Source organism: Rhodopseudomonas sp. (assembly GCF_036404135.1).
In the GTDB taxonomy this organism is placed as follows: Bacteria; Pseudomonadota; Alphaproteobacteria; order Rhizobiales; family Xanthobacteraceae; genus Rhodopseudomonas_A.
In genome coordinates this window covers 1-17,667 of sequence record NZ_DASWPE010000192.1, presented here as the reverse complement: position 1 = coordinate 17,667, position 17,667 = coordinate 1, and the positions used below count along the sequence as shown (strand labels likewise).

Annotated in this window: 15 protein-coding genes and 1 pseudogene; 5 read left to right on the top strand and 11 right to left on the bottom strand. The window is 67.9% G+C overall.

What is annotated here, in order from left to right; translation table 11 throughout:
- Positions 1-117: pseudogene (locus tag VGC77_RS21195) on the top strand (IS110 family transposase); the annotation flags it as partial.
- A 201-nt stretch (positions 118-318) separates the two neighbouring features.
- On the opposite strand, the gene VGC77_RS21190 reads toward VGC77_RS21195, so the two are convergent.
- From VGC77_RS21190 to rsmI, 7 genes are all read right to left on the bottom strand, one after another.
- Complete coding sequence (locus tag VGC77_RS21190; RefSeq protein WP_331173536.1) at positions 319-1,284, bottom strand: GNAT family N-acetyltransferase; 966 nt, start codon at positions 1,282-1,284, stop codon at positions 319-321.
- A 156-nt stretch (positions 1,285-1,440) separates the two neighbouring features.
- The gene (locus VGC77_RS21185) at positions 1,441-3,678 is read right to left on the bottom strand and encodes a response regulator (RefSeq protein WP_331173538.1); all 2,238 of its coding nucleotides are present in this window, start codon (positions 3,676-3,678) and stop codon (positions 1,441-1,443) included.
- A gap of 154 nt (positions 3,679-3,832) precedes the next feature.
- The gene (locus VGC77_RS21180; protein WP_331173535.1) at positions 3,833-4,309 is read right to left on the bottom strand and encodes a hypothetical protein; all 477 of its coding nucleotides are present in this window, start codon (positions 4,307-4,309) and stop codon (positions 3,833-3,835) included.
- A gap of 593 nt (positions 4,310-4,902) precedes the next feature.
- Positions 4,903-6,441, bottom strand: a complete 1,539-nt coding sequence (locus tag VGC77_RS21175; protein WP_331173534.1) for a YifB family Mg chelatase-like AAA ATPase — start codon at positions 6,439-6,441, stop codon at positions 4,903-4,905.
- An 81-nt stretch (positions 6,442-6,522) separates the two neighbouring features.
- Entirely contained in the window at positions 6,523-7,464 is a 942-nt protein-coding gene (gene gshB / locus VGC77_RS21170) for a glutathione synthase (RefSeq protein ID WP_331173533.1), read from the bottom strand.
- Positions 7,465-7,500: 36 nt separating this feature from the next.
- On the bottom strand, positions 7,501-7,908 hold the full coding sequence (locus tag VGC77_RS21165) for a YraN family protein (RefSeq protein WP_331173532.1): 408 nt from the start codon (positions 7,906-7,908) through the stop codon (positions 7,501-7,503).
- Positions 7,895-8,848: a 16S rRNA (cytidine(1402)-2'-O)-methyltransferase gene (rsmI, locus tag VGC77_RS21160; RefSeq protein ID WP_331173531.1), complete on the bottom strand. Its 954-nt coding sequence runs from the start codon at positions 8,846-8,848 to the stop codon at positions 7,895-7,897. The genes VGC77_RS21165 and rsmI overlap by 14 nt, the downstream gene beginning before the upstream one ends.
- Before the next feature lie 167 nt (positions 8,849-9,015).
- On the opposite strand from rsmI, the gene VGC77_RS21155 reads away from it, so the two are divergent.
- The gene (locus tag VGC77_RS21155) at positions 9,016-10,215 is read left to right on the top strand and encodes a penicillin-binding protein activator (RefSeq protein WP_331173530.1); all 1,200 of its coding nucleotides are present in this window, start codon (positions 9,016-9,018) and stop codon (positions 10,213-10,215) included.
- A 187-nt stretch (positions 10,216-10,402) separates the two neighbouring features.
- Here VGC77_RS21155 and hemW read toward each other — a convergent pair whose 3' ends face one another.
- From hemW to rph, 3 genes are read right to left on the bottom strand one after another with little or no spacing between them, the layout of a single operon-like run.
- The gene (gene hemW / locus VGC77_RS21150; RefSeq protein WP_331173529.1) at positions 10,403-11,563 is read right to left on the bottom strand and encodes a radical SAM family heme chaperone HemW; all 1,161 of its coding nucleotides are present in this window, start codon (positions 11,561-11,563) and stop codon (positions 10,403-10,405) included.
- Positions 11,550-12,185: an RdgB/HAM1 family non-canonical purine NTP pyrophosphatase gene (gene rdgB, locus VGC77_RS21145; RefSeq protein ID WP_331173528.1), complete on the bottom strand. Its 636-nt coding sequence runs from the start codon at positions 12,183-12,185 to the stop codon at positions 11,550-11,552. The genes hemW and rdgB overlap by 14 nt, the downstream gene beginning before the upstream one ends.
- Positions 12,186-12,226: 41 nt before the next feature.
- Positions 12,227-12,946 carry a ribonuclease PH gene (gene rph / locus VGC77_RS21140; RefSeq protein WP_331173527.1) on the bottom strand — a complete coding sequence of 240 codons (720 nt, stop codon included), beginning with the start codon at positions 12,944-12,946 and terminating at the stop codon, positions 12,227-12,229.
- Between the two features lie 145 nt (positions 12,947-13,091).
- On the opposite strand from rph, the gene hrcA reads away from it, so the two are divergent.
- Both hrcA and grpE read left to right on the top strand, forming a co-directional pair.
- Complete coding sequence (hrcA, locus tag VGC77_RS21135) at positions 13,092-14,180, top strand: heat-inducible transcriptional repressor HrcA (protein ID WP_331173526.1); 1,089 nt, start codon at positions 13,092-13,094, stop codon at positions 14,178-14,180.
- A gap of 149 nt (positions 14,181-14,329) precedes the next feature.
- The gene (gene grpE / locus VGC77_RS21130) at positions 14,330-14,965 is read left to right on the top strand and encodes a nucleotide exchange factor GrpE (protein WP_331173537.1); all 636 of its coding nucleotides are present in this window, start codon (positions 14,330-14,332) and stop codon (positions 14,963-14,965) included.
- Between the two features lie 60 nt (positions 14,966-15,025).
- On the opposite strand, the gene VGC77_RS21125 is transcribed toward grpE, so the two are convergent.
- Positions 15,026-15,976, bottom strand: coding sequence for a hypothetical protein (locus VGC77_RS21125; RefSeq protein WP_331173525.1), 951 nt, complete (start codon positions 15,974-15,976; stop codon positions 15,026-15,028).
- Between the two features lie 432 nt (positions 15,977-16,408).
- On the opposite strand from VGC77_RS21125, the gene dnaK reads away from it, so the two are divergent.
- Positions 16,409-17,667: molecular chaperone DnaK (dnaK, locus tag VGC77_RS21120; RefSeq protein WP_331173524.1), on the top strand; the 1,259-nt coding region annotated here is incomplete at its 3' end.

Below are 17,667 nucleotides of genomic sequence, written 5' to 3'. Positions count from 1 at the left end.
CAGCGCCTGATCAGCGCTGGTAAGCCCAAAATGGTCGCCCTGATCGCCGTCGCCCGAAAGCTCCTCACCACCCTCAACGCAATCCTGCGGGACAATCAGCCATGGCAAAACGCTTGACAACCAAGACAGTCGCTGAGGTGCTCGCGCGCTTGCGCGAGCCTCGAAGGATGCGGCCACGAGTCCTTGGAGCCCATCCTTCGAGACGCCCGGCATCGCTCTTCGAGCTACGCCGGGCTCCTCAGGATGACGGCCGTTGTGTTGATAGGCACAAGCGAGCGGACCAAAGCCGCACGGCCTGTTACTTGAGCGAGCCGAAAATCACGCCGCGCGGCGGGGCGCGTCGCTGCCGCCGAAATGCTCGATGTAGCGGCCTTTGATGGCGGCGACCGGCATCACGATCAATACGTCGGTGGTACCGAACTGATAGTCGATCACCGCGCCGTCGCCGACCATGGCGCCGACCCGCAGATAGCCCTTGATCAAGGGCGGCAGTTCGCGCAATGCCGCCTTCGGATCGATTGCCTCCTTGGCCATCCGGTTCATCTCGATGCGGCGCGACGGGTGGGCGCGGGCGCGCCACTCTTCCGGCGCCGAGGCGTGGTGATGCAGGAACGACAGCGGCAGCGCCAGCCGGTTCGGGTCGGTGCCCTCGAAACTGGCGCAGCCGATCATCACGTCGACGTCGTGCTGGCGGACGTAGTTCCAGATGCCCTGCCACAGCAATTCGACGGTGCGCTTGTTGCGGTAGCGCGGCAGCACGCAGGAGCGGCCGAGCTCGAGAAAGCGCAGGCCGGGGTGGCGCGCGATCATGCCGGACAGATCGAATTCGTGCTCGGTGTAGAAGCCGCCGTGGCGGTCGGCCAGTTCCTGCCGCAGCAGCCGATAGGTGCCGACCACCGGCTGCTTGCCGCTCAGCGTCGGCTTGGCGGCGTGATCGACCACCAAAAGATGATCGCAGATCTTGTCGTAGCCGTCCTTGTCGCGGCGCGCCAACAGCGTGGCGGCGTCGGCGACCGCGGTGCCGTTCTTGTAGAACACCCGGTAGCGCAGTTTCTGGGCGTGGCGGACGTCGCGCTTTTCGGTGGCGAGCTTGACCTCGAGCGCGCCGATCCGTCCGAGACTGGCGGGCGCCGCCGGGAACGGCCGCAACGCCTTGCGCGGCTGCGGCAGATAGGGCGGTGCCTTCAGCCAGGTGATCGCGGTGGCGGCCATCGCGCCGGCATTTTCCGGCCGGAGCAGCTTGATGAAACGTTGAGTCGAGCGCGCCAGATCGTCGCCGTGCATCGTGTCCTCGCGACCGCGGGTCAACGAATCGTGTGCGGCCTTCGACGATTACCAAGCACGGGCGTTCTACAAGGATGTGACGCGGCGATTGCCGGCGTGTGACATCACGGCAAACCGCGACTGATCAGCGCCGCGCCGCCGAACTGATCGGCCGCGTCAGGCCGCCAGATACCGCGAGGCCTGCATGCTGGCCAGCGCTTCAGTGAGTTTGTCGCGATCCAGCGGCTTGACCAGGAAACCGTCCATGCCGGCCTCGAAGCAGGCATAGCGGTCTTCCACCAGCGTGTTGGCGGTGAGCGCCAGGATCGGGGTGCGGCGGGCGCGATGGCCGGCCTCGCGGGCGCGGATCCGCTTGGTAGCCGCGATGCCGTCGAGCCGCGGCATCTGGATGTCCATCAGCACCAGATCGTAGGGCGCGCCGGCGGCGTCGGCGGCGAGCCACGATTCCAAAGCCTCGTCGCCATCGCTGGTGATCACGGCGCGGTGGCCGAGCTTGCCGAGTAGCGCGCGCATCAGCCGCGCGTTGATCTCGTTATCTTCGGCGACCAGGATCGACAGCCCTTGCGGCGCCGGCGTGGCCGGGCCTTGGCCGGAGTCGGTTGCGGGGGCCGGCGCGCCATCAGCGAGTTCGCCGTCGGCGATTCCCGGCGAGGCGATGTCGGGCAGGCTGAGCCGCGCCGCCAGCGAGGCCGCGCGCAACGGCTTCACCAGATAGCCGGTCAGCCCGGACGCCGCGGCATCGCGGATGTCGTGGCGTTCGGCCGGCGTCATCATCACGATGCGCTGCGCGGCGTGCGGCCGCGCCGCCTCCGCCAGCAGCGCCACCTCGTCGGCGCCGAGCCCGCGGTCGATCAGGATGGCGTGCCAGGCGCGCTCCGGCAATAGCGCCTGGGCGACCGCGCGATCGGCCAACACGCAGGTCTGCGCGCCCCAGCGCTGCAGCCGCCGCGCGATCAGCGAGGCGGCGATGCTGTGCGGCGCCACCAGCATGATGGCCTGGCCGGACAGATCCGGGGCCTCGACGGCGAGGGGCGGGCCGGCCGGCGCGGCGGCGACGGCGGGCAGCGCGATGCAAAATTCAAAGCTCGAGCCCTTGCCGGGCGCGCTCTGCAGCGCGATCTGGCCGCCCATCCGCCGCACGATGCGTTCGCTGATGCTCAGTCCCAATCCGCTGCCGCCGTAGTTGCGGGCGATCTGCTCGTCGGCCTGTTCGAATTCGCGGAAGATCCGCGCCTGCGCCTCCGGCGCGATGCCGATGCCGGTGTCGCGCACCACGAAGCGGATCTCGCCCTCGCTGTCGCCGGGTTCGACGATCAGCGCGACGCCGCCCTGGGCGGTGAATTTGATGGCGTTGCCGGCCAGATTGAGCAGCACCTGGCGCAGCCGCGCGGCATCGCCGATCAGTTCGGCGGGCAGCGCCTCGTCGACATCGGCGGCGATTTCGAGCTGCCGCGCCTGCGCGCGGGGCGCCAGCAATTCGGTAATGCCCTCGATCAGCGCCGACAGCACAAACGGCTGGTTGTCGAGGTCGATCTTGCCGGCCTCGATCTTGGAATCGTCGAGCAGTTCCTCGATCAGCGAGGCGAGAGCGTCGCCGGAGGTCTTCACCGCCCGCGCGTAGGTCGCCTGCTCCGGCGTCAGCGGGGTGTCGAGCAACAGGCCGCTCATGCCGATGATGCCGTTCAGCGGGGTGCGCATCTCGTGCGACGCCATCGCCAGGAAGCGCGACTTGGCGCGGTTGGCGGTGTCGGCGATATCGCGCGCCTCGGCCAGCGCGCGTTCGGTCTCGGCGCGCGCGGTGACGTCGCGGCCGACGCATTGCGTCTCGGCGGGGCGGTCGGCGTCGTTGCGGACCACTCCCTCGCGCCAGGCGATCCATCGCGCGCCGTGCGCGGTCGCGACTTTCTGGTCGTAGATCCTGGTGCCGTCGCGGTCGGCGGCGACCTCGCTCTGCTCAAGCACTTCGAGCCGCTGCCGGCTGCCGATCAGCCGCGCCGGCGGCAGCCCGGCCAATTCGCAATAGGCCTCGTTGGCGAAACTGATGCGGTCCTGCGCATCGCGCAGCACGATCAGATCGCCCTGCGATTCGAACAGGCTGCGGGCGCGATATTCGGCCTCCTGCAGTTCGCGGTTGCGGTCGGCCAGCGCGTCATTGTGCAGGGTGAGACGCCGCAGCTCCTGCCGGGCGGTGCGCCATTTCAGCCATAGCACTGCGATGCCGGCGATTCCGGCCGCCAGCGCGGTGCCGAGGGCAACACCGTGTGGGTCGTTTGAGATATTTGCGCGGGCGGCGATGCCGAGGCCGAGCGCGACGCCGAATCCGGCGGCCGCGATCAGCAGTGCGCGGGCGGCGCGGCTTTGCCAGCGCTGTTGCTGCGTCACGCGCAGCCGCATCAGTTGGAAATCTCCACGCACCGGCAACCCCGTCGTCGCTCCGACCCCGGCGGACCACGCCGGAGTTCTTGCGGGCACGATGCCGCGACAATGTTGCGAAGAGCTTGACAGGTTGCGCTGGCGCGCCGCCGATGCGAACAGGGTTGACCGGGGCTTAAGATCGGCCGCCGAGCGCCGCCACCAGATGCGCCGGCTGGGCATGGCCGCCGACGATCAAGGCCGCGGCGTCGCGGGCGCTGAGCCGGCTCGAGCGCACGAAGATCCGGTAGTCGGCGTCGCCGTCGCGCGACAGCAGAATCAGCGGATCGGCGCCGGACGGCGTCGGCGTGATCGCGATCAGGCGCGGCTGGGCGCCGCCGTCGCAGCCGGCCGGCTCGGCGGCGTCGATGTCGTCGACCACGGTGAAATCGGCCTCATCCGGCGCATCGACGATCTGCACTCGCACGCTGGCGCGGGCCGCGTCATCGGTGAAGCTGACATGCAAGGAGGCCTGTGCCGGCGCCGCCGCAAGCTGCGCCGCGCCGTCGCCGAGCGCGATGCAGGGCTGCGGGCCGGGGCTCACATCGCCGCCGGCAAAGGCACCGAGCAGCAACAACGGCACGGTGGAGGCCAGGATTCCGAAACGCAACATGATACGCACTCGCTCGGCAGCCCCGACAAAATGGAGCTATGGTTCGCGAAGCGTAAACGAAAGTCGTTACCAGGTGATTGACGAGAGCGATCATCTGCAACTGACACGCGCTGCAAGCGCCTAAAGCCGCCAGAGCTTTTGTTAGTTGAGCAGATGGTCGAGCATCCGAGCCGCGCAGCCCGGGTCAACACGACAGAATCTCGCAGGATCTCGATCGGCTCGAGGTCGCCAGACCGCACCAATGCCGTCATTCCGGGGCGCGAGTTGGTCAGAACGAGCGAACCCGGAATCTCGCAACAGAGCTTTGGCCGATATGCGCAGCAAGATTCCGGGTTCGCTCGCCCAAGTGGGCTCGCGCCCCGGAATGACGGCCTTGGGTCGAAGGTGCATCGAAGTGATTGAAAACCCTCGAATTCGCTTTCGTCTCTGAGGCCTGTGCCCCGAACGCGAGCACGGTTGTTGTGCTGCGCCGCGCGACGAGACGGTTCCAAGTGCCGGGCTTGCTCGCCCCGCGTTTGGTCACGCCCGATCCGCGCGCACCACGCCGCCAGCATAGCGCGGTACGCTTTAGCCCGGGCGCGTTGCCGTGGTCGTCACGCGGCGCGGCGCAGATCCTCCGCCAGCGCCCGATAGGACAAGGCTTCGGCGAGATGCAGCCGGCCGATGCCATCTGCGCCGTCGAGGTCGGCCAGCGTGCGGGCGACCCGCAGCACCCGGTGATAGCCGCGCGCCGACAGCTGCATCGATTCGGCGGCGTCGCGCAGCAGCGCGGCCCCCGACGAATCCGGCCGCGCGATCTTTTCCAGCACCGCGGCCGGCGCCTCGGCATTGGTGCGGACCTGCGGCAGCCCGGCCGCGGCGTAGCGTTGGCGCTGGATGTCGCGGGCCGCGGCGACGCGGGCGGCGACCTCGGCCGAGCCCTCGCCGGGTAGCGGCAGGATCAGGTCGGCGGCGGTCACCGCCGGCACCTCGATGCGCAGGTCGATGCGGTCCATCAGCGGACCGGAGATCCGCGATTGATAGTCGGCGGTGCAGCGCTCGAGCCGGCCGCGCTTGCAGGCAAAGCCGGGATCATAGGCGTGGCCGCAGCGGCACGGATTCATCGCGCCGACCAGCATGAAACGCGCCGGATAGGTGACGCGGTGATTGGCGCGCGACACCGCGACCTCGCCGTTTTCCATCGGCGCGCGCAGCGAATCCAAGACGCGGGCGTCGAATTCCGGCAGTTCGTCGAGAAACAGCACGCCCTGATGCGCCAGCGAAATCTCGCCGGGCTTGGCGCGGATGCCGCCGCCGGTCAAAGCCGCCATCGAGGCGGAATGATGCGGCGCGCGGAACGGTCGCCGCGCGGTCAGGGCGCCGTCGCGGATTTCGCCGGCGACCGAGGCGATCATCGAGACTTCCAGCAATTCGGACGGCGACAAAGGCGGCAGGATCGAGGGCAGCCGCGCCGCCAGCATCGACTTGCCGGCGCCGGGTGCGCCGATCATCAGCAAATGATGGCCGCCGGCGGCGGCGATCTCCAGCGCCCGCTTGGCGCTTTCCTGGCCCTTGATGTCGCGCAGATCCAGCGGCGAGGCGGCGGCCTCGTGCACCCGCGGCTGCGGCCGGCTCAATAGTTGCGTGCCCTTGAAATGATTGGCGATCTGGATCAGCGACCGCGCGGCGATGATCTGGATGTCGGGGCTGGCCCAGGCCGCCTCGGAGCCGCAGGCGGCCGGACAGATCAGCCCCTCGTCGCGGGAATTGGCGCCGATCGCCGCTGGCAGCACGCCCGCCACCGGCGCAATCGAGCCGTCGAGGCCGAGTTCGCCGAGCACGGTGAAGCCGGCCAAAGCGTCGGCCGGGATCGCGCCGATTGCCGCCATCAGACCGAGCGCGATCGGCAGATCGTAATGGCTGCCTTCCTTGGGCAGATCGGCCGGCGCCAGATTGACGGTGATGCGCCGCGCCGGCAGCGCCAGGCCCGAGGCGATCAGCGCCGAGCGGACCCGTTCGCGGGCTTCCGACACCGCCTTGTCGGGCAGTCCGACCAGATAAAACGCCGGCAGCCCGGGCGCGACCTGGACCTGCACGTCGACGGCGCGGGCCTCGATCCCTTCGAACGCGACGGTGGATACCCGCTGCACCATGGCCCTGCCCCCTCGCGTGCAAGGCTAGCGCAGGACACGCAATCAGACAAGAACATTCGGGGAACAAATAACGGCAGCGTCCTACCGGCGTTTCGCCTCGATGACGTCCCAGATCTTGGCCGCGACGTCGGGGCCGCCGAGCTTGGCGATGGCGCGGATTCCGGTCGGCGAGGTGACGTTGATCTCGGTGAGATGACCGTCGATCACGTCGATGCCGACGAACAATAGGCCGCGCTGCCGCAGATGCGGCCCCAGCCGCTCGCAGATCTCGCGCTCGCGCTCGGTGAGGTCGGTGGCCCGCGCCGCGCCGCCGCGCACCATGTTGGAGCGCAGATCGTCTTCGGCCGGCACGCGGTTGACCGCGCCGGCGAATTCGCCGTCGACCAGGATGATGCGCTTGTCGCCATGCTTCACCTCGGGAAGGAAGCGCTGGATCACCCAGGGCTCGCGGAACGTCACCGAAAACATGTCGAACAGCGAGCCGAAATTCATGTCCTGCGGCAAGACGCGAAACACCGCGGCGCCGCCATGGCCGTGCAGCGGCTTCATCACCACCGCGCCGTGCTCGGCACGAAACGAATTGATCTCCTCGAGATTGCGCGAGATCAGGGTCGGCGGCATCAGGTCGGAAAAGTCCATCACGAACAGCTTTTCCGGCGCGTTGCGCACGCTCGACGGATCATTGACCACCAGCGTGTCGGGATGAATGCGCTCGAGGAAATGCGTGTTGGTGATGTAGGCGAGATCGAACGGCGGATCCTGCCGCAGCAGCACCACGTCGAAGGAGGTCATGGCCACGCGGGTCGGCTCGCCGAGCGTGAAGTGATCGCCGTGCTGGTCGCGCACGCTCAGCGTCTGCACCGAGCCGATCAGATCATTGCCGCGCAGCGAGAGCTGGTCCGGCGTATAATAGCTCAGCCGATGGCCGCGCTTTTGCGCCTCCAGCAACAGCGCGAAGGTGGAATCGCCGCGGATGTTGATGCGGGCGATCGGGTCCATCTGGACGGCGACGTTCAAGGTCATGATGCGAATTCCGGTTTCGGGAGGTGGGGCCAGGCGCTAGGGGCTGGCGTCGAACGCCGCCGGCAGGTGCCGCGGCAACGCGTGCGGCGCGATCAGGATGGCGTCGAAGCGCAGCTCGAGGTTGGCGTGTTCGGGATGCGCGGTCAGCCAGGCCTGCGCCGCGGCGATGATGCGCTGTTGCTGTTTCGGCGTCACCGCATAGGCGGCGTCGTCGAGCCTGGCGCGGGCTTTGACTTCGACGAAGGCCACGAGGTCGCGCAGCCGCGCCACGATGTCGATCTCGCCGTAAGGCGTGCGGAAGCGCCGCGCCTCGATGGCATAGCCGGCGTCGATCAGATAGGCCGCGGCGCGCGCCTCGGCCGAGACGCCGGTGTTGAACGCCGCGACCCGCTCGGGTGCGGGCAGACGCGGCGCCGGCGCTGCGGCATCGCTAGTCTTCGCCATGATCGGCTTCGCTCTGTTTCGCCAATTCCAGCGCTCTTGCATAGATTTCGCGGCGGTGCCGGCCGGAGACTTCGACCGCTTGCGCCACCGCGTCCTTGACGCTGCCCTGGCGCAGCGCGCCGCGCAACAGCTCGTCGAGATCCTGCGCCGCCATCAACTGCGCGTCGGCCGCAGGCGGGCCGATCACCAGCACGAATTCGCCGCGGGTCTCCAACGCGCCGGCGCTTTGCGCCAATTCCACGATCGTCGCGCGGCGGACTTCTTCGTGCAGCTTGGTCAGTTCGCGGCAGATCGCGGCGTCGCGGCTCCCCAACGCCTGCGCCAGATCCTGCAGCGTCTCCTCGACCCGGTTGCCGGATTCGAACAGCACCAGCGTCGCATCGATCCGCGCCAATTCGGCGATCCGGGCGCGGCGCGCCACCTGCTTGGCCGGCAAGAATCCCTCGAAGAAGAAGCGGTCGGTCGGCAACGCCGATACCGCGAGCGCGGTCAGCACCGAGGACGGACCCGGCAGCGCGAACACGCTGAAGCCCGCGGCAGTGACCTCGCGCACCAGCTTGAAGCCGGGGTCGGAAATCAACGGCGTGCCGGCGTCCGACACCAGCGCGATCGAGCGGCCTTGCGCCAGCTTCTCCAGGATCTTCGGCCGCGCCTGCGCGGCGTTGTGCTCGTGATATTGTTTCAGCGACGCGTGGATGGCGTAGCGCTCGGTCAGCCGCCGGGTGATCCTGGTGTCCTCGCAGGCGATGATGTCGACGCCGGCCAGTGTTTCCAGCGCCCGCAGCGTGATGTCGCCAAGATTGCCGATCGGGGTGGCGACCAGGTGCAGCCCGGGCACCGCCCGCGGCGCGGTCAGCAATTGGCCGGCGATGGCGAAGCTGCGTTCCTTCGGCGCGGGGGCATCGGGCTGCGGATCTGACGAAGCTGGTGTTGCGTGCATGGCGGCAATCTAGGAGGATTTGCGCAAAAGCGCACAGGGAATTGCGCTGCGTCGCGCCGTTGCATAAACCTTTTGTTTTACTTAACCATTCGCTGACATTATGGCTGAATCCGTCCTGCGTCCGGAGTTCATCCGGGCCGACGAAGTCGGTCAGTGGAAGAAATGCAATGGCGGGACCGCTCGATCCAGATAGGAAGCCCGCGGGCCCCACCCGGCGCACCGCGGTCGGGCTGTTGCTCGGCGCGCCGCTGCTCGGCGCCTGCGCCGGCATACAGGGGCCGTTTTCCGGCAATCCGAGCCCGCCGCCCGAATCGAGCGGTCCGGCGCAGCAGCCCGCCGCGGTCGGCGCCGGCCAGGTCAAGGTCGGGCTGATCCTGCCGTTGTCGGCGCCCGGCAATGCCGGGGTTGCGGCGCAATCGATGAAGAATGCCGCCGAACTGGCGCTCGCCGAATTCCAGAACCCCAATATCCAACTGTTGATCAAGGACGACGCCGGCAATCCGCAGGGCGCCCAGGCCGGCACCCAGCAGGCGCTCGACGAGGGCGCCGAAATCATTCTCGGGCCGTTATTCGCGCTGGCGGTGCCGGCCACCGCGCAGCTGGCGCGGGCCCGCGGCGTCTCGGTGATCGCGTTCTCCACCGATTCCAGCGTCGCCGGCCGCGGCGTCTATCTGCTGAGCTTCCTGCCGGAATCCGACGTCAACCGGATCGTCGATTACGCCGCCTCCACCGGCAAGAAGTCGTTCGCGGCGCTGCTGCCGGAAAACGCCTATGGCAATGTGGTCGAGGCTGCGTTCAAGCAGGCGGTCGGCCGCAAGGGCGGCCGCATCGTCGCCTTCGAGAAATACGGCGCCGACCGCGCCACGCCGGCGCGCAATGTCGCCGCGGCCTTGGGCGGCGCCGACGCGCTGTTGCTGGCCGATGACGGCGAGGCGCTGGTCGGCATTGCCGATGCGTTGACCGCGGCCGGCGCTGACCTGAAGCGGGTGCAGTTGCTCGGCACCGGGCTGTGGGACAATCCGCGGGTGTTCGGCAGCGCCGCGTTGCAGGGCGGGCTCTATGCCGCGCCGGACCCCTCGGGCTTCCGTGCCTTCTCCGGGCGCTACCGCGCCAAATACGGCGCCGACCCGGTGCGCACCGCGACGCTGGCCTATGATGCGGTGGCGCTGGTGGCGGCGCTGGCGCGCACCCAGGGCGCGCGGCGGTTTTCGCCCGAAGTGCTGACCAATCCGTCGGGCTTTGCCGGCATCGACGGGCTGTTTCGCTTCCGCGCCGACGGCAGCAATGAGCGCGGGCTCGCGGTGATGCGGGTGCAGTCCGGCGGCAGCCAGCCTGCGGCCGGTTCGCCGAAGAGTTTCGGGGCGTAACGGCGCGGCCTATTCAGCAGGAGCGCCGTCATTCTGGGGCGCGAGAGCAAAGCTTGAGCGAACCCGGAATCTCGCCCCAGGCCGGCCGGCCGCGGGCGTCGCGCGGCAAGATTCCGGGTTCGCTCGCCCTTGCGGGCTCGCGCCCCGGAATGACGGCTTCAATGAGAGTGGCACACTCGCTTGATCGCTACGCCGCCAGATCCGCCACCACCGCGTCGAGCAGCGGAAATCCCGACTGGGTGACGCGCAGCCGGCCGCTCGGGTCGACCATGATGGCGCCTTCCTCGCGCAGCATCGCGATCCGCACCGGATCGAGCGCCCGGCCGCTCAACGCCTGATAGCGGCGGGGGTCGATGCCTTCGGCGAGCCGCAGCCCCATCAGCAGAAATTCGTCGGCGCGCTCTTCGCTGTTGAGCCGGTCGTCGACCACCACGCCATGGCCGCAGGCCTCGACCCGCATCAGCCAGGTCTCGGGGCGTTTCTCGGTGGCGATGGCGTGGCGCAGGCCGTTGATGTCGAGCCGGCCGTGGGCGCCGGGGCCGATCCCGGCATATTCCTGGCCGCGCCAATATAACAGATTATGCCGGCACTCGGCGCCGGCGCGGGCGTGGTTGGAAATCTCGTAGGACGGCAGCCCCTGCGCGGCGCAGACCTCCTGCGTCACGTCGTACAGCGCGCGTGCGGTGGCCTCGTCCGGGGTCTGCAATTTGCCGGCGGCGTGTAGACCGAAAAACGGCGTCTCGGCCTCGATAGTCAGTTGATACAGCGACAGATGTTCGGCGGCCTCGGCGATCGCCTTTTGCAATTCCGCCTGCCACATCGCCGGCGTTTGGTTCGGCCGGGCATAGATCAGGTCGAACGAATAGCGCTCGAAGATCGAGCGGGCGATCGCCACGGCGTCCATCGCCTCCTGTGCGCTATGCATGCGGCCGAGCGATTTCAGCGAAATATCGTCGAGCGCCTGCACGCCGAGCGACACCCGGTTGACGCCGGCCGCACGATAGCCGCGGAATCGCGTCGCCTCGACGCTGGTCGGGTTGGCCTCCATCGAGACCTCAACGTCGGAGGCCACGCGCCAGTGCTTGCCGATCGCCTCCAGAATGCCGCCGACGGTGGACGGCTGCATCAGGGACGGGGTGCCGCCGCCGAGAAAGATCGAGGTGACCTCGCGGCCCGGCGCGCGCTCGGCGGTGGTTGCGATCTCGCGGACGAAGGCGCGCAGGTAGCGCTGCTCGTCGATCGCGACGTGGCGGACATGGCTGTTGAAGTCGCAATACGGGCATTTCGACAGGCAGAACGGCCAGTGAATATAGACGCCGAATGCCGGCTCGCCGTCAGCGCGGGTCAAGGCAGATCTCCGCGAGTTTGACGAAGGCACGGGCGCGATGCGACAGCCCGAGGCCGAGCGGCGGCAGCCCGTGCTTCTCGACGCTGGTCATTTCGCCGAAGGTGCGGACCTGGCCGTCGGGCAGGAACGCCGGGTCGTAGCCGAACCCGGCGGTGCCGCGCGGCGGCCACACCAGCGTGCCATCGGCGCGGGCCTCGACCTCTTCGAGATGGCCGTCCGGCCAGGCCACGCACAGCGCCGAGACGAAATGCGCCTTGCGCTGCGCAGGCGTGGCGGCGCCGCGCTCCTGCAACAGCCGCTCGATCCGGGTCATCGCCGCGGAAAAATCCTTGCCCTCACCGGCCCAGCGCGCCGAATAGATCCCCGGCGCGCCGTCGAGCGCCTCGACCACCAGCCCGGAATCGTCGGCGAACGCCGGCAGCTGCGCGGCCTTGGCGGCGGCGATCGCCTTGATCCGGGCGTTGGCGCGAAAGCTGTCGCCGGTCTCGTCGGGCTCGAACAGCCCGAGTTCGCCGGCCGACACCGCGGCGATGCCGTAAGGAGCCAGCAGCTCGCGCATCTCAGCCAGCTTGCCGGGATTGTGGGTGGCGATCACGAGCTGGCCGGTGATTCGACGGTGCATGGCGGGAATCTACGCCAGATGCCGGCGTTGCGGGAGGCTGATCACGCCACCGCCATTTTCTGCAGGTCGACCAGGCGAGCGACGCCCTTTTGCGCCAGCGCCATCAGCGCCAGGAACTCGTCCTGCGAGAACGGGGTCTTCTCGGCGGTGCCCTGCACCTCGATGATGCGGCCGTCGCCGGTCATGACGAAATTGGCGTCGGTGTCGGCCTCGGAATCCTCGGCGTAATCCAGGTCCAGCACCGGGGTGCCGTTGTAGATGCCGCAGGAAATCGCCGCGACATTGTCGCGCAGCACCGGGGCGGTGCCCTTGAACATGTTGCGGCTCTTCATCCAGCCGATGCAGTCGGCCAAAGCCACCCAGGCGCCGGTGATCGAGGCGGTGCGGGTGCCGCCGTCGGCCTGGATCACGTCGCAGTCGACGGTGATCTGGCGCTCGCCCAGGGCCTGCAGATCGACGGTGGCGCGCAGCGAGCGGCCGATCAGCCGCTGGATCTCCACGGTGCGGCCGTTCTGCTTGCCGGCGGAGGCCTCGCGGCGGGTGCGTTCCAGCGTGGCGCGCGGCAACATGCCGTATTCGGCGGTGACCCAGCCGCGGCCCTGGCCCTTCAGCCACGGCGGCAGCCGGTCTTCCAGCGTGGCGGTGACCAGCACATGGGTGTCGCCGAATTTCACCATGCAGGAGCCTTCGGCATATTTGACCACGCCGCGTTCCAGCGACACGGCGCGCAGTTCATCCGGCGCACGACGGCTTGGCCGCATCGGAAAATCCTCCAACGAAATCAGGAATGGCTTGGCTCGCGTGCTTTTAGGGGCGGCGGGCGGCAGCGGCAAGGGCATTGGCCGGCATTGCCGCTTGTAACCCGGCCCCGCTATGGACAAATTAGAGGGCTTCAGGAGGACTTCTTTGGCTCACCACGATCCCATCGGCCTGATCGCGCCGACTGCCGGCCTGGCCCAGCTCAACGAGCGTTCGCGCGAGATTTTCCGCCAGATCGTCGAAAGCTATCTGGCGACCGGCGAGCCGGTGGGCTCGCGCAACATCTCGCGGCTGATCACGGTGCCGCTGTCGCCGGCCTCGGTGCGCAATGTGATGTCGGATCTGGAGCAGCTCGGGCTGATCTACGCGCCGCACACCTCGGCCGGCCGGCTGCCGACCGAATTGGGGCTGCGGTTCTTCGTCGACGCCTTGATGCAGGTCGGCGACCTCACCGAGCCGGAACGGCAGTCGATCCAGGCGCAGCTCGCCTCGGTCGGCCGCGCGCAATCGGTCGAGGCGGCGCTCGGCGAGGCCTTGACCCGGTTGTCCGGGCTGACCCGCGCCGCCGCCGTGGTGCTGACCGCGAAATCCAATGCGCGGCTGAAACATATCGAATTCGTTCGGCTCGAGCCGGAGCGCGCGCTGGTGGTGCTGGTTGCCGAAGACGGCCAGGTCGAGAACCGGGTGCTGACACTGGCCGCCGGCGTGCCGTCCTCGGCGCTGATCGAGGCGTCGAATTTCCTCAACGCGCGGATCCGCGGCCGCACCTTGGCGGAGGCCCGGCTGGAGCTGGAAACCGCGCTGAGCCAGGATCGCGCCGAACTCGACCAGCTGACGCAGAAGGTCATCGCGGCGGGGATCGCGAGCTGGTCCGGCGGGCCCAATGACGACCGCCAGCTGATCGTGCGCGGCCATGCCAATCTGTTGGAAGACCTGCACGCGCTCGACGACCTCGAGCGGGTGCGGCTATTGTTCGACGATCTGGAGACCAAGCGCGGCGTGATCGATCTGTTGGGCCGCGCCGAAAGCGCCGAAGGCGTGCGGATCTTCATTGGCTCGGAGAACAAATTGTTCTCGCTGTCGGGGTCCTCGACCATCATCGCGCCCTACAGCGACGGCGCCGGCAACATCGTCGGCGTGCTCGGCGTGATCGGCCCGACGCGGCTGAATTATGCCCGCGTGATTCCGATGGTCGACTACGCCGCGCGCGTGGTCAGCCAGATGCTCGGCGGCTAGCGAGAGGCGGCGCATGAGAAAATCGAACGACGTCATTCTTCTCTAGCCAGCGCCGACGACGCGGTCGCGCTTGATTTTCGCGCCGCAAACCACGATATCCCGCGCAGCCAATCCCCCTCTTTCAAGACGATTTTACAGAAGGCAGCATGATGACCGATCCCAACGGACCGAAGGACACTGCGGCGCAGCCGGCGCCGGCCGCCGAGCCGGTGGTCTCCAAGCCCTACATCATGCCCGACGATCCCGAGGTCGGATCGACCGAGGCGCTTGCCAAGGAAGCCGCGGAATCCCGCGATAAGATGTTGCGGACTCTGGCGGAAATGGAAAACCTGCGGAAGCGCACGGCGCGCGAAGTGGCCGACGCCCGAACCTATGGCATCGCCGCCTTCGCCCGCGACGTGCTCGATATTGCGGATAATTTGCAGCGCGCGCTGGACGCGGTTCCGGCCGATGCCAGGGCTGCCGCCGAGCCGGGCCTCAAGGCGTTGATCGAGGGCGTCGAGTTGACCGAACGCTCGATGCTCAACGCGCTGGAGAAAAACGGCGTCAAGAGATTCGACCCGATCGGCGAAAAGTTCGATCCGAATTTCCAGCAGGCGATGTACGAAGTGCCGGATTCCTCGGTCGCCGCCGGCACCGTGGTGCAGGTGGTGCAGGCCGGATTCACGCTCGGCGAGCGGGTGCTGCGCCCGGCGCTGGTCGCGGTGTCGAAGGGCGGTGCCAAGACCAGTTCGTCGGCGAATTCGCAGGCCAATGGCGGCGGCGAGTCCGACAGCGCGGCGTAACGCTTCCCGTCTTGGCGTTCGGCGGGCATCGCTGCCCGCCGGATCATCGGTTGAAAGAGTTCAGCGTGCCTGCAGGCCGTCGCGCACCGCGCGGAAGCGGGGAAACGCCTTCGCCCAGTCGTCGCGCGGCGCGCTGGCGATGATCCGCATCGCCACGCTGCCTGAGCCGAAGCGCAGCCATTGCACCACCGTCACCGGCGTATTGGCCTTGCCGGAGGTGGCGTCGATCCTTGTCTCGAAGCCCGGCGCGCCGTCGATCCGCACCGGCTCGGACATGGTGATGTGGCCGTCGCGCAATCCCGGGATGATGCCGGCTGCCTGCTGGGCGAAGCGGCTGCGGTCGTCGGGCTTGTCCGGCGCCTGGCCGATCAGGCCGATCACCATGAACGGCGCGGCCTCGATGCCGGAATCGTCGGAGGCGTCGGCCAACAGCAGCGCCGCGCCGGGCGCCAGCGTCCGCACCATCTTGAAGGCGCTGAGTTCGGAGAGCTTGAACGGCATCAGCGCCAGTTGCTCGTCGACCGGCACCTCGGGGCGCACCGTCACCGAGGCGAACATCCGGCGCACGTCGTCGTCGGAGACGTTGTTGGCGCCGGCCTCGGCGACCTGCACCGCGACGTAGCCGGAAAACCCGGCGCCCGGCACGATCAGCGAGTAGCGCCGCACATTGTCATTGCCGTCCTTGGCCTTCTCGATGGTGTAGTAGCCCTTGCCGGCGGTGGTCTGCAGGTTTTCCGGCTTGATGCCGCCGACCCCCTCCGGGGTCGCCTTGAACGCCGCCTCGACCTCGCCATAGGCGGCCGGCGGCAGTTCGGCGAGCAGCACCTTGACGCCGTGATCGGCCGATTCGAAGCCGACGAAGCTCGGCGACGCGGTCAGGCCGTCGAGCGGGACCACGCCGACCCGGATCCCGCGCGGATAGACCGGGTCGGCGGCGCGCGCCGGGGCGATGGCGCCGCTGATGCCAGCGGTTAGCAGGACGGCGGCGAGCAGGCGTTGAATGAACATCATGAAAAATCTACTGCGGTGGCATTGAGGCCGTTCGATGGTCGAAACATTGCCGTTTGTGCGCTGCGATCGGGCGCCAATTCTGATCATCCGGCCGCGATCGATCAACCCAATTCGCCCGCGGCGTGTTGGCGCCCCCCTCGCCTGTCCGCGGCGGCGGACCCTGCCATCGAGAGCCGGCGGCGCGCAAAATCCTCACCTTTAGGATGACGCCGCGGCGACTGCTCAGCCCTTTGCCGCCGGCCGCGGCGACACGATCTTCCAAAGCATGGCGTTTTCGTGAGCCAAGGTTGCGTCCGGTCCTTGCAGCCCCGACCCCCCCTCCTATATGAGGCTGACCGTCGCAATATCGCGAACAATTCAATATTTGGGGGTTCGGATTGGTGCGCCGTCAGGGCCCAGCCAACCTGCCGCAAAAAGAAGGATATGAGGACCATGGGAAAGGTCATTGGGATCGATCTCGGCACCACCAATTCGTGCGTCGCCGTCATGGATGGCAAGGCGCCGAAAGTCATCGAGAATGCCGAGGGCATGCGCACGACCCCCTCGATCGTCGCGTTTAGCGACGACGGCGAGCGGCTGGTCGGCCAGCCGGCCAAGCGCCAGGCGGTGACCAATCCCGAGCGCACCTTCTTCGCAGTGAAGCGCCTGGTCGGCCGCCGCTACGACGACCCGATGGTCGAGAAGGACAAGAAGCTCGTCCCCTACAAGATCGTCAAAGCCGGTAACGGCGACGCCTGGGTCGAAGCCGACGGCAAGACTTATTCGCCGTCGCAGGTCTCGGCCTTCATCCTGCAGAAGATGAAGGAGACCGCGGAAGCCCATCTCGGCGCCAAGGTCGATCAGGCGGTGATCACCGTGCCGGCCTATTTCAACGACGCGCAACGTCAGGCCACCAAGGACGCCGGCAAGATCGCCGGCCTTGAAGTGCTGCGCATCATCAACGAGCCGACCGCGGCCGCCTTGGCCTACGGCCTCGACAAGGCGAAGGCCGGCACCATCGCGGTGTATGACCTCGGCGGCGGCACCTTCGACGTCTCGATTCTGGAAATCGGCGACGGCGTGTTCGAGGTGAAGTCGACCAACGGCGACACCTTCCTCGGCGGCGAAGATTTCGACATGCGGCTGGTCAGCTACCTGGCCGACGAATTCCAGAAGGAGCAGGGCATCAACCTGCGCAACGACAAGCTGGCGCTGCAGCGGCTGAAGGAAGCCGCCGAAAAGGCCAAGATCGAATTGTCGTCGACCACCCAGACCGAGATCAACCTGCCGTTCATCACCGCGGATCAGTCCGGTCCGAAGCATCTGACCATGAAGCTGACCCGCGCCAAGTTCGAAGCGCTGGTCGACGATCTGATTCAGAAGACCATCGATCCGTGCCGCAAGGCGCTGAAGGACGCCGGCCTCACCGCCGGCGAAATCGGCGAAGTGGTGCTGGTCGGCGGCATGACCCGCATGCCCAAGGTGCAGGAAGTCGTGAAGCAATTGTTCGGCAAGGAGCCGCACAAGGGCGTCAACCCGGATGAAGTCGTCGCCATCGGCGCCGCTATTCAGGCCGGCGTGCTGCAGGGCGACGTCAAGGACGTGCTGCTGCTCGACGTCACCCCGCTGTCGCTGGGCATCGAGACGCTGGGCGGCGTGTTCACCCGCATCATCGAGCGCAACACCACGATCCCGACCAAGAAGAGCCAGGT

Coding starts and splice junctions, on each gene's coding strand:
- VGC77_RS21190 (WP_331173536.1), bottom strand. CDS start 1,284: ATGCACGGCGACGATCTGGCGCGCTCGACTCAACGTTTCATCAAGCTG.
- VGC77_RS21185 (WP_331173538.1), bottom strand. CDS start 3,678: ATGCGGCTGCGCGTGACGCAGCAACAGCGCTGGCAAAGCCGCGCCGCC.
- VGC77_RS21180 (WP_331173535.1), bottom strand. CDS start 4,309: ATGTTGCGTTTCGGAATCCTGGCCTCCACCGTGCCGTTGTTGCTGCTC.
- VGC77_RS21175 (WP_331173534.1), bottom strand. CDS start 6,441: ATGGTGCAGCGGGTATCCACCGTCGCGTTCGAAGGGATCGAGGCCCGC.
- gshB (WP_331173533.1), bottom strand. CDS start 7,464: ATGACCTTGAACGTCGCCGTCCAGATGGACCCGATCGCCCGCATCAAC.
- VGC77_RS21165 (WP_331173532.1), bottom strand. CDS start 7,908: ATGGCGAAGACTAGCGATGCCGCAGCGCCGGCGCCGCGTCTGCCCGCA.
- rsmI (WP_331173531.1), bottom strand. CDS start 8,848: ATGCACGCAACACCAGCTTCGTCAGATCCGCAGCCCGATGCCCCCGCG.
- VGC77_RS21155 (WP_331173530.1), top strand. CDS start 9,016: ATGGCGGGACCGCTCGATCCAGATAGGAAGCCCGCGGGCCCCACCCGG.
- rdgB (WP_331173528.1), bottom strand. CDS start 12,185: ATGCACCGTCGAATCACCGGCCAGCTCGTGATCGCCACCCACAATCCC.
- rph (WP_331173527.1), bottom strand. CDS start 12,946: ATGCGGCCAAGCCGTCGTGCGCCGGATGAACTGCGCGCCGTGTCGCTG.
- grpE (WP_331173537.1), top strand. CDS start 14,330: ATGACCGATCCCAACGGACCGAAGGACACTGCGGCGCAGCCGGCGCCG.
- VGC77_RS21125 (WP_331173525.1), bottom strand. CDS start 15,976: ATGATGTTCATTCAACGCCTGCTCGCCGCCGTCCTGCTAACCGCTGGC.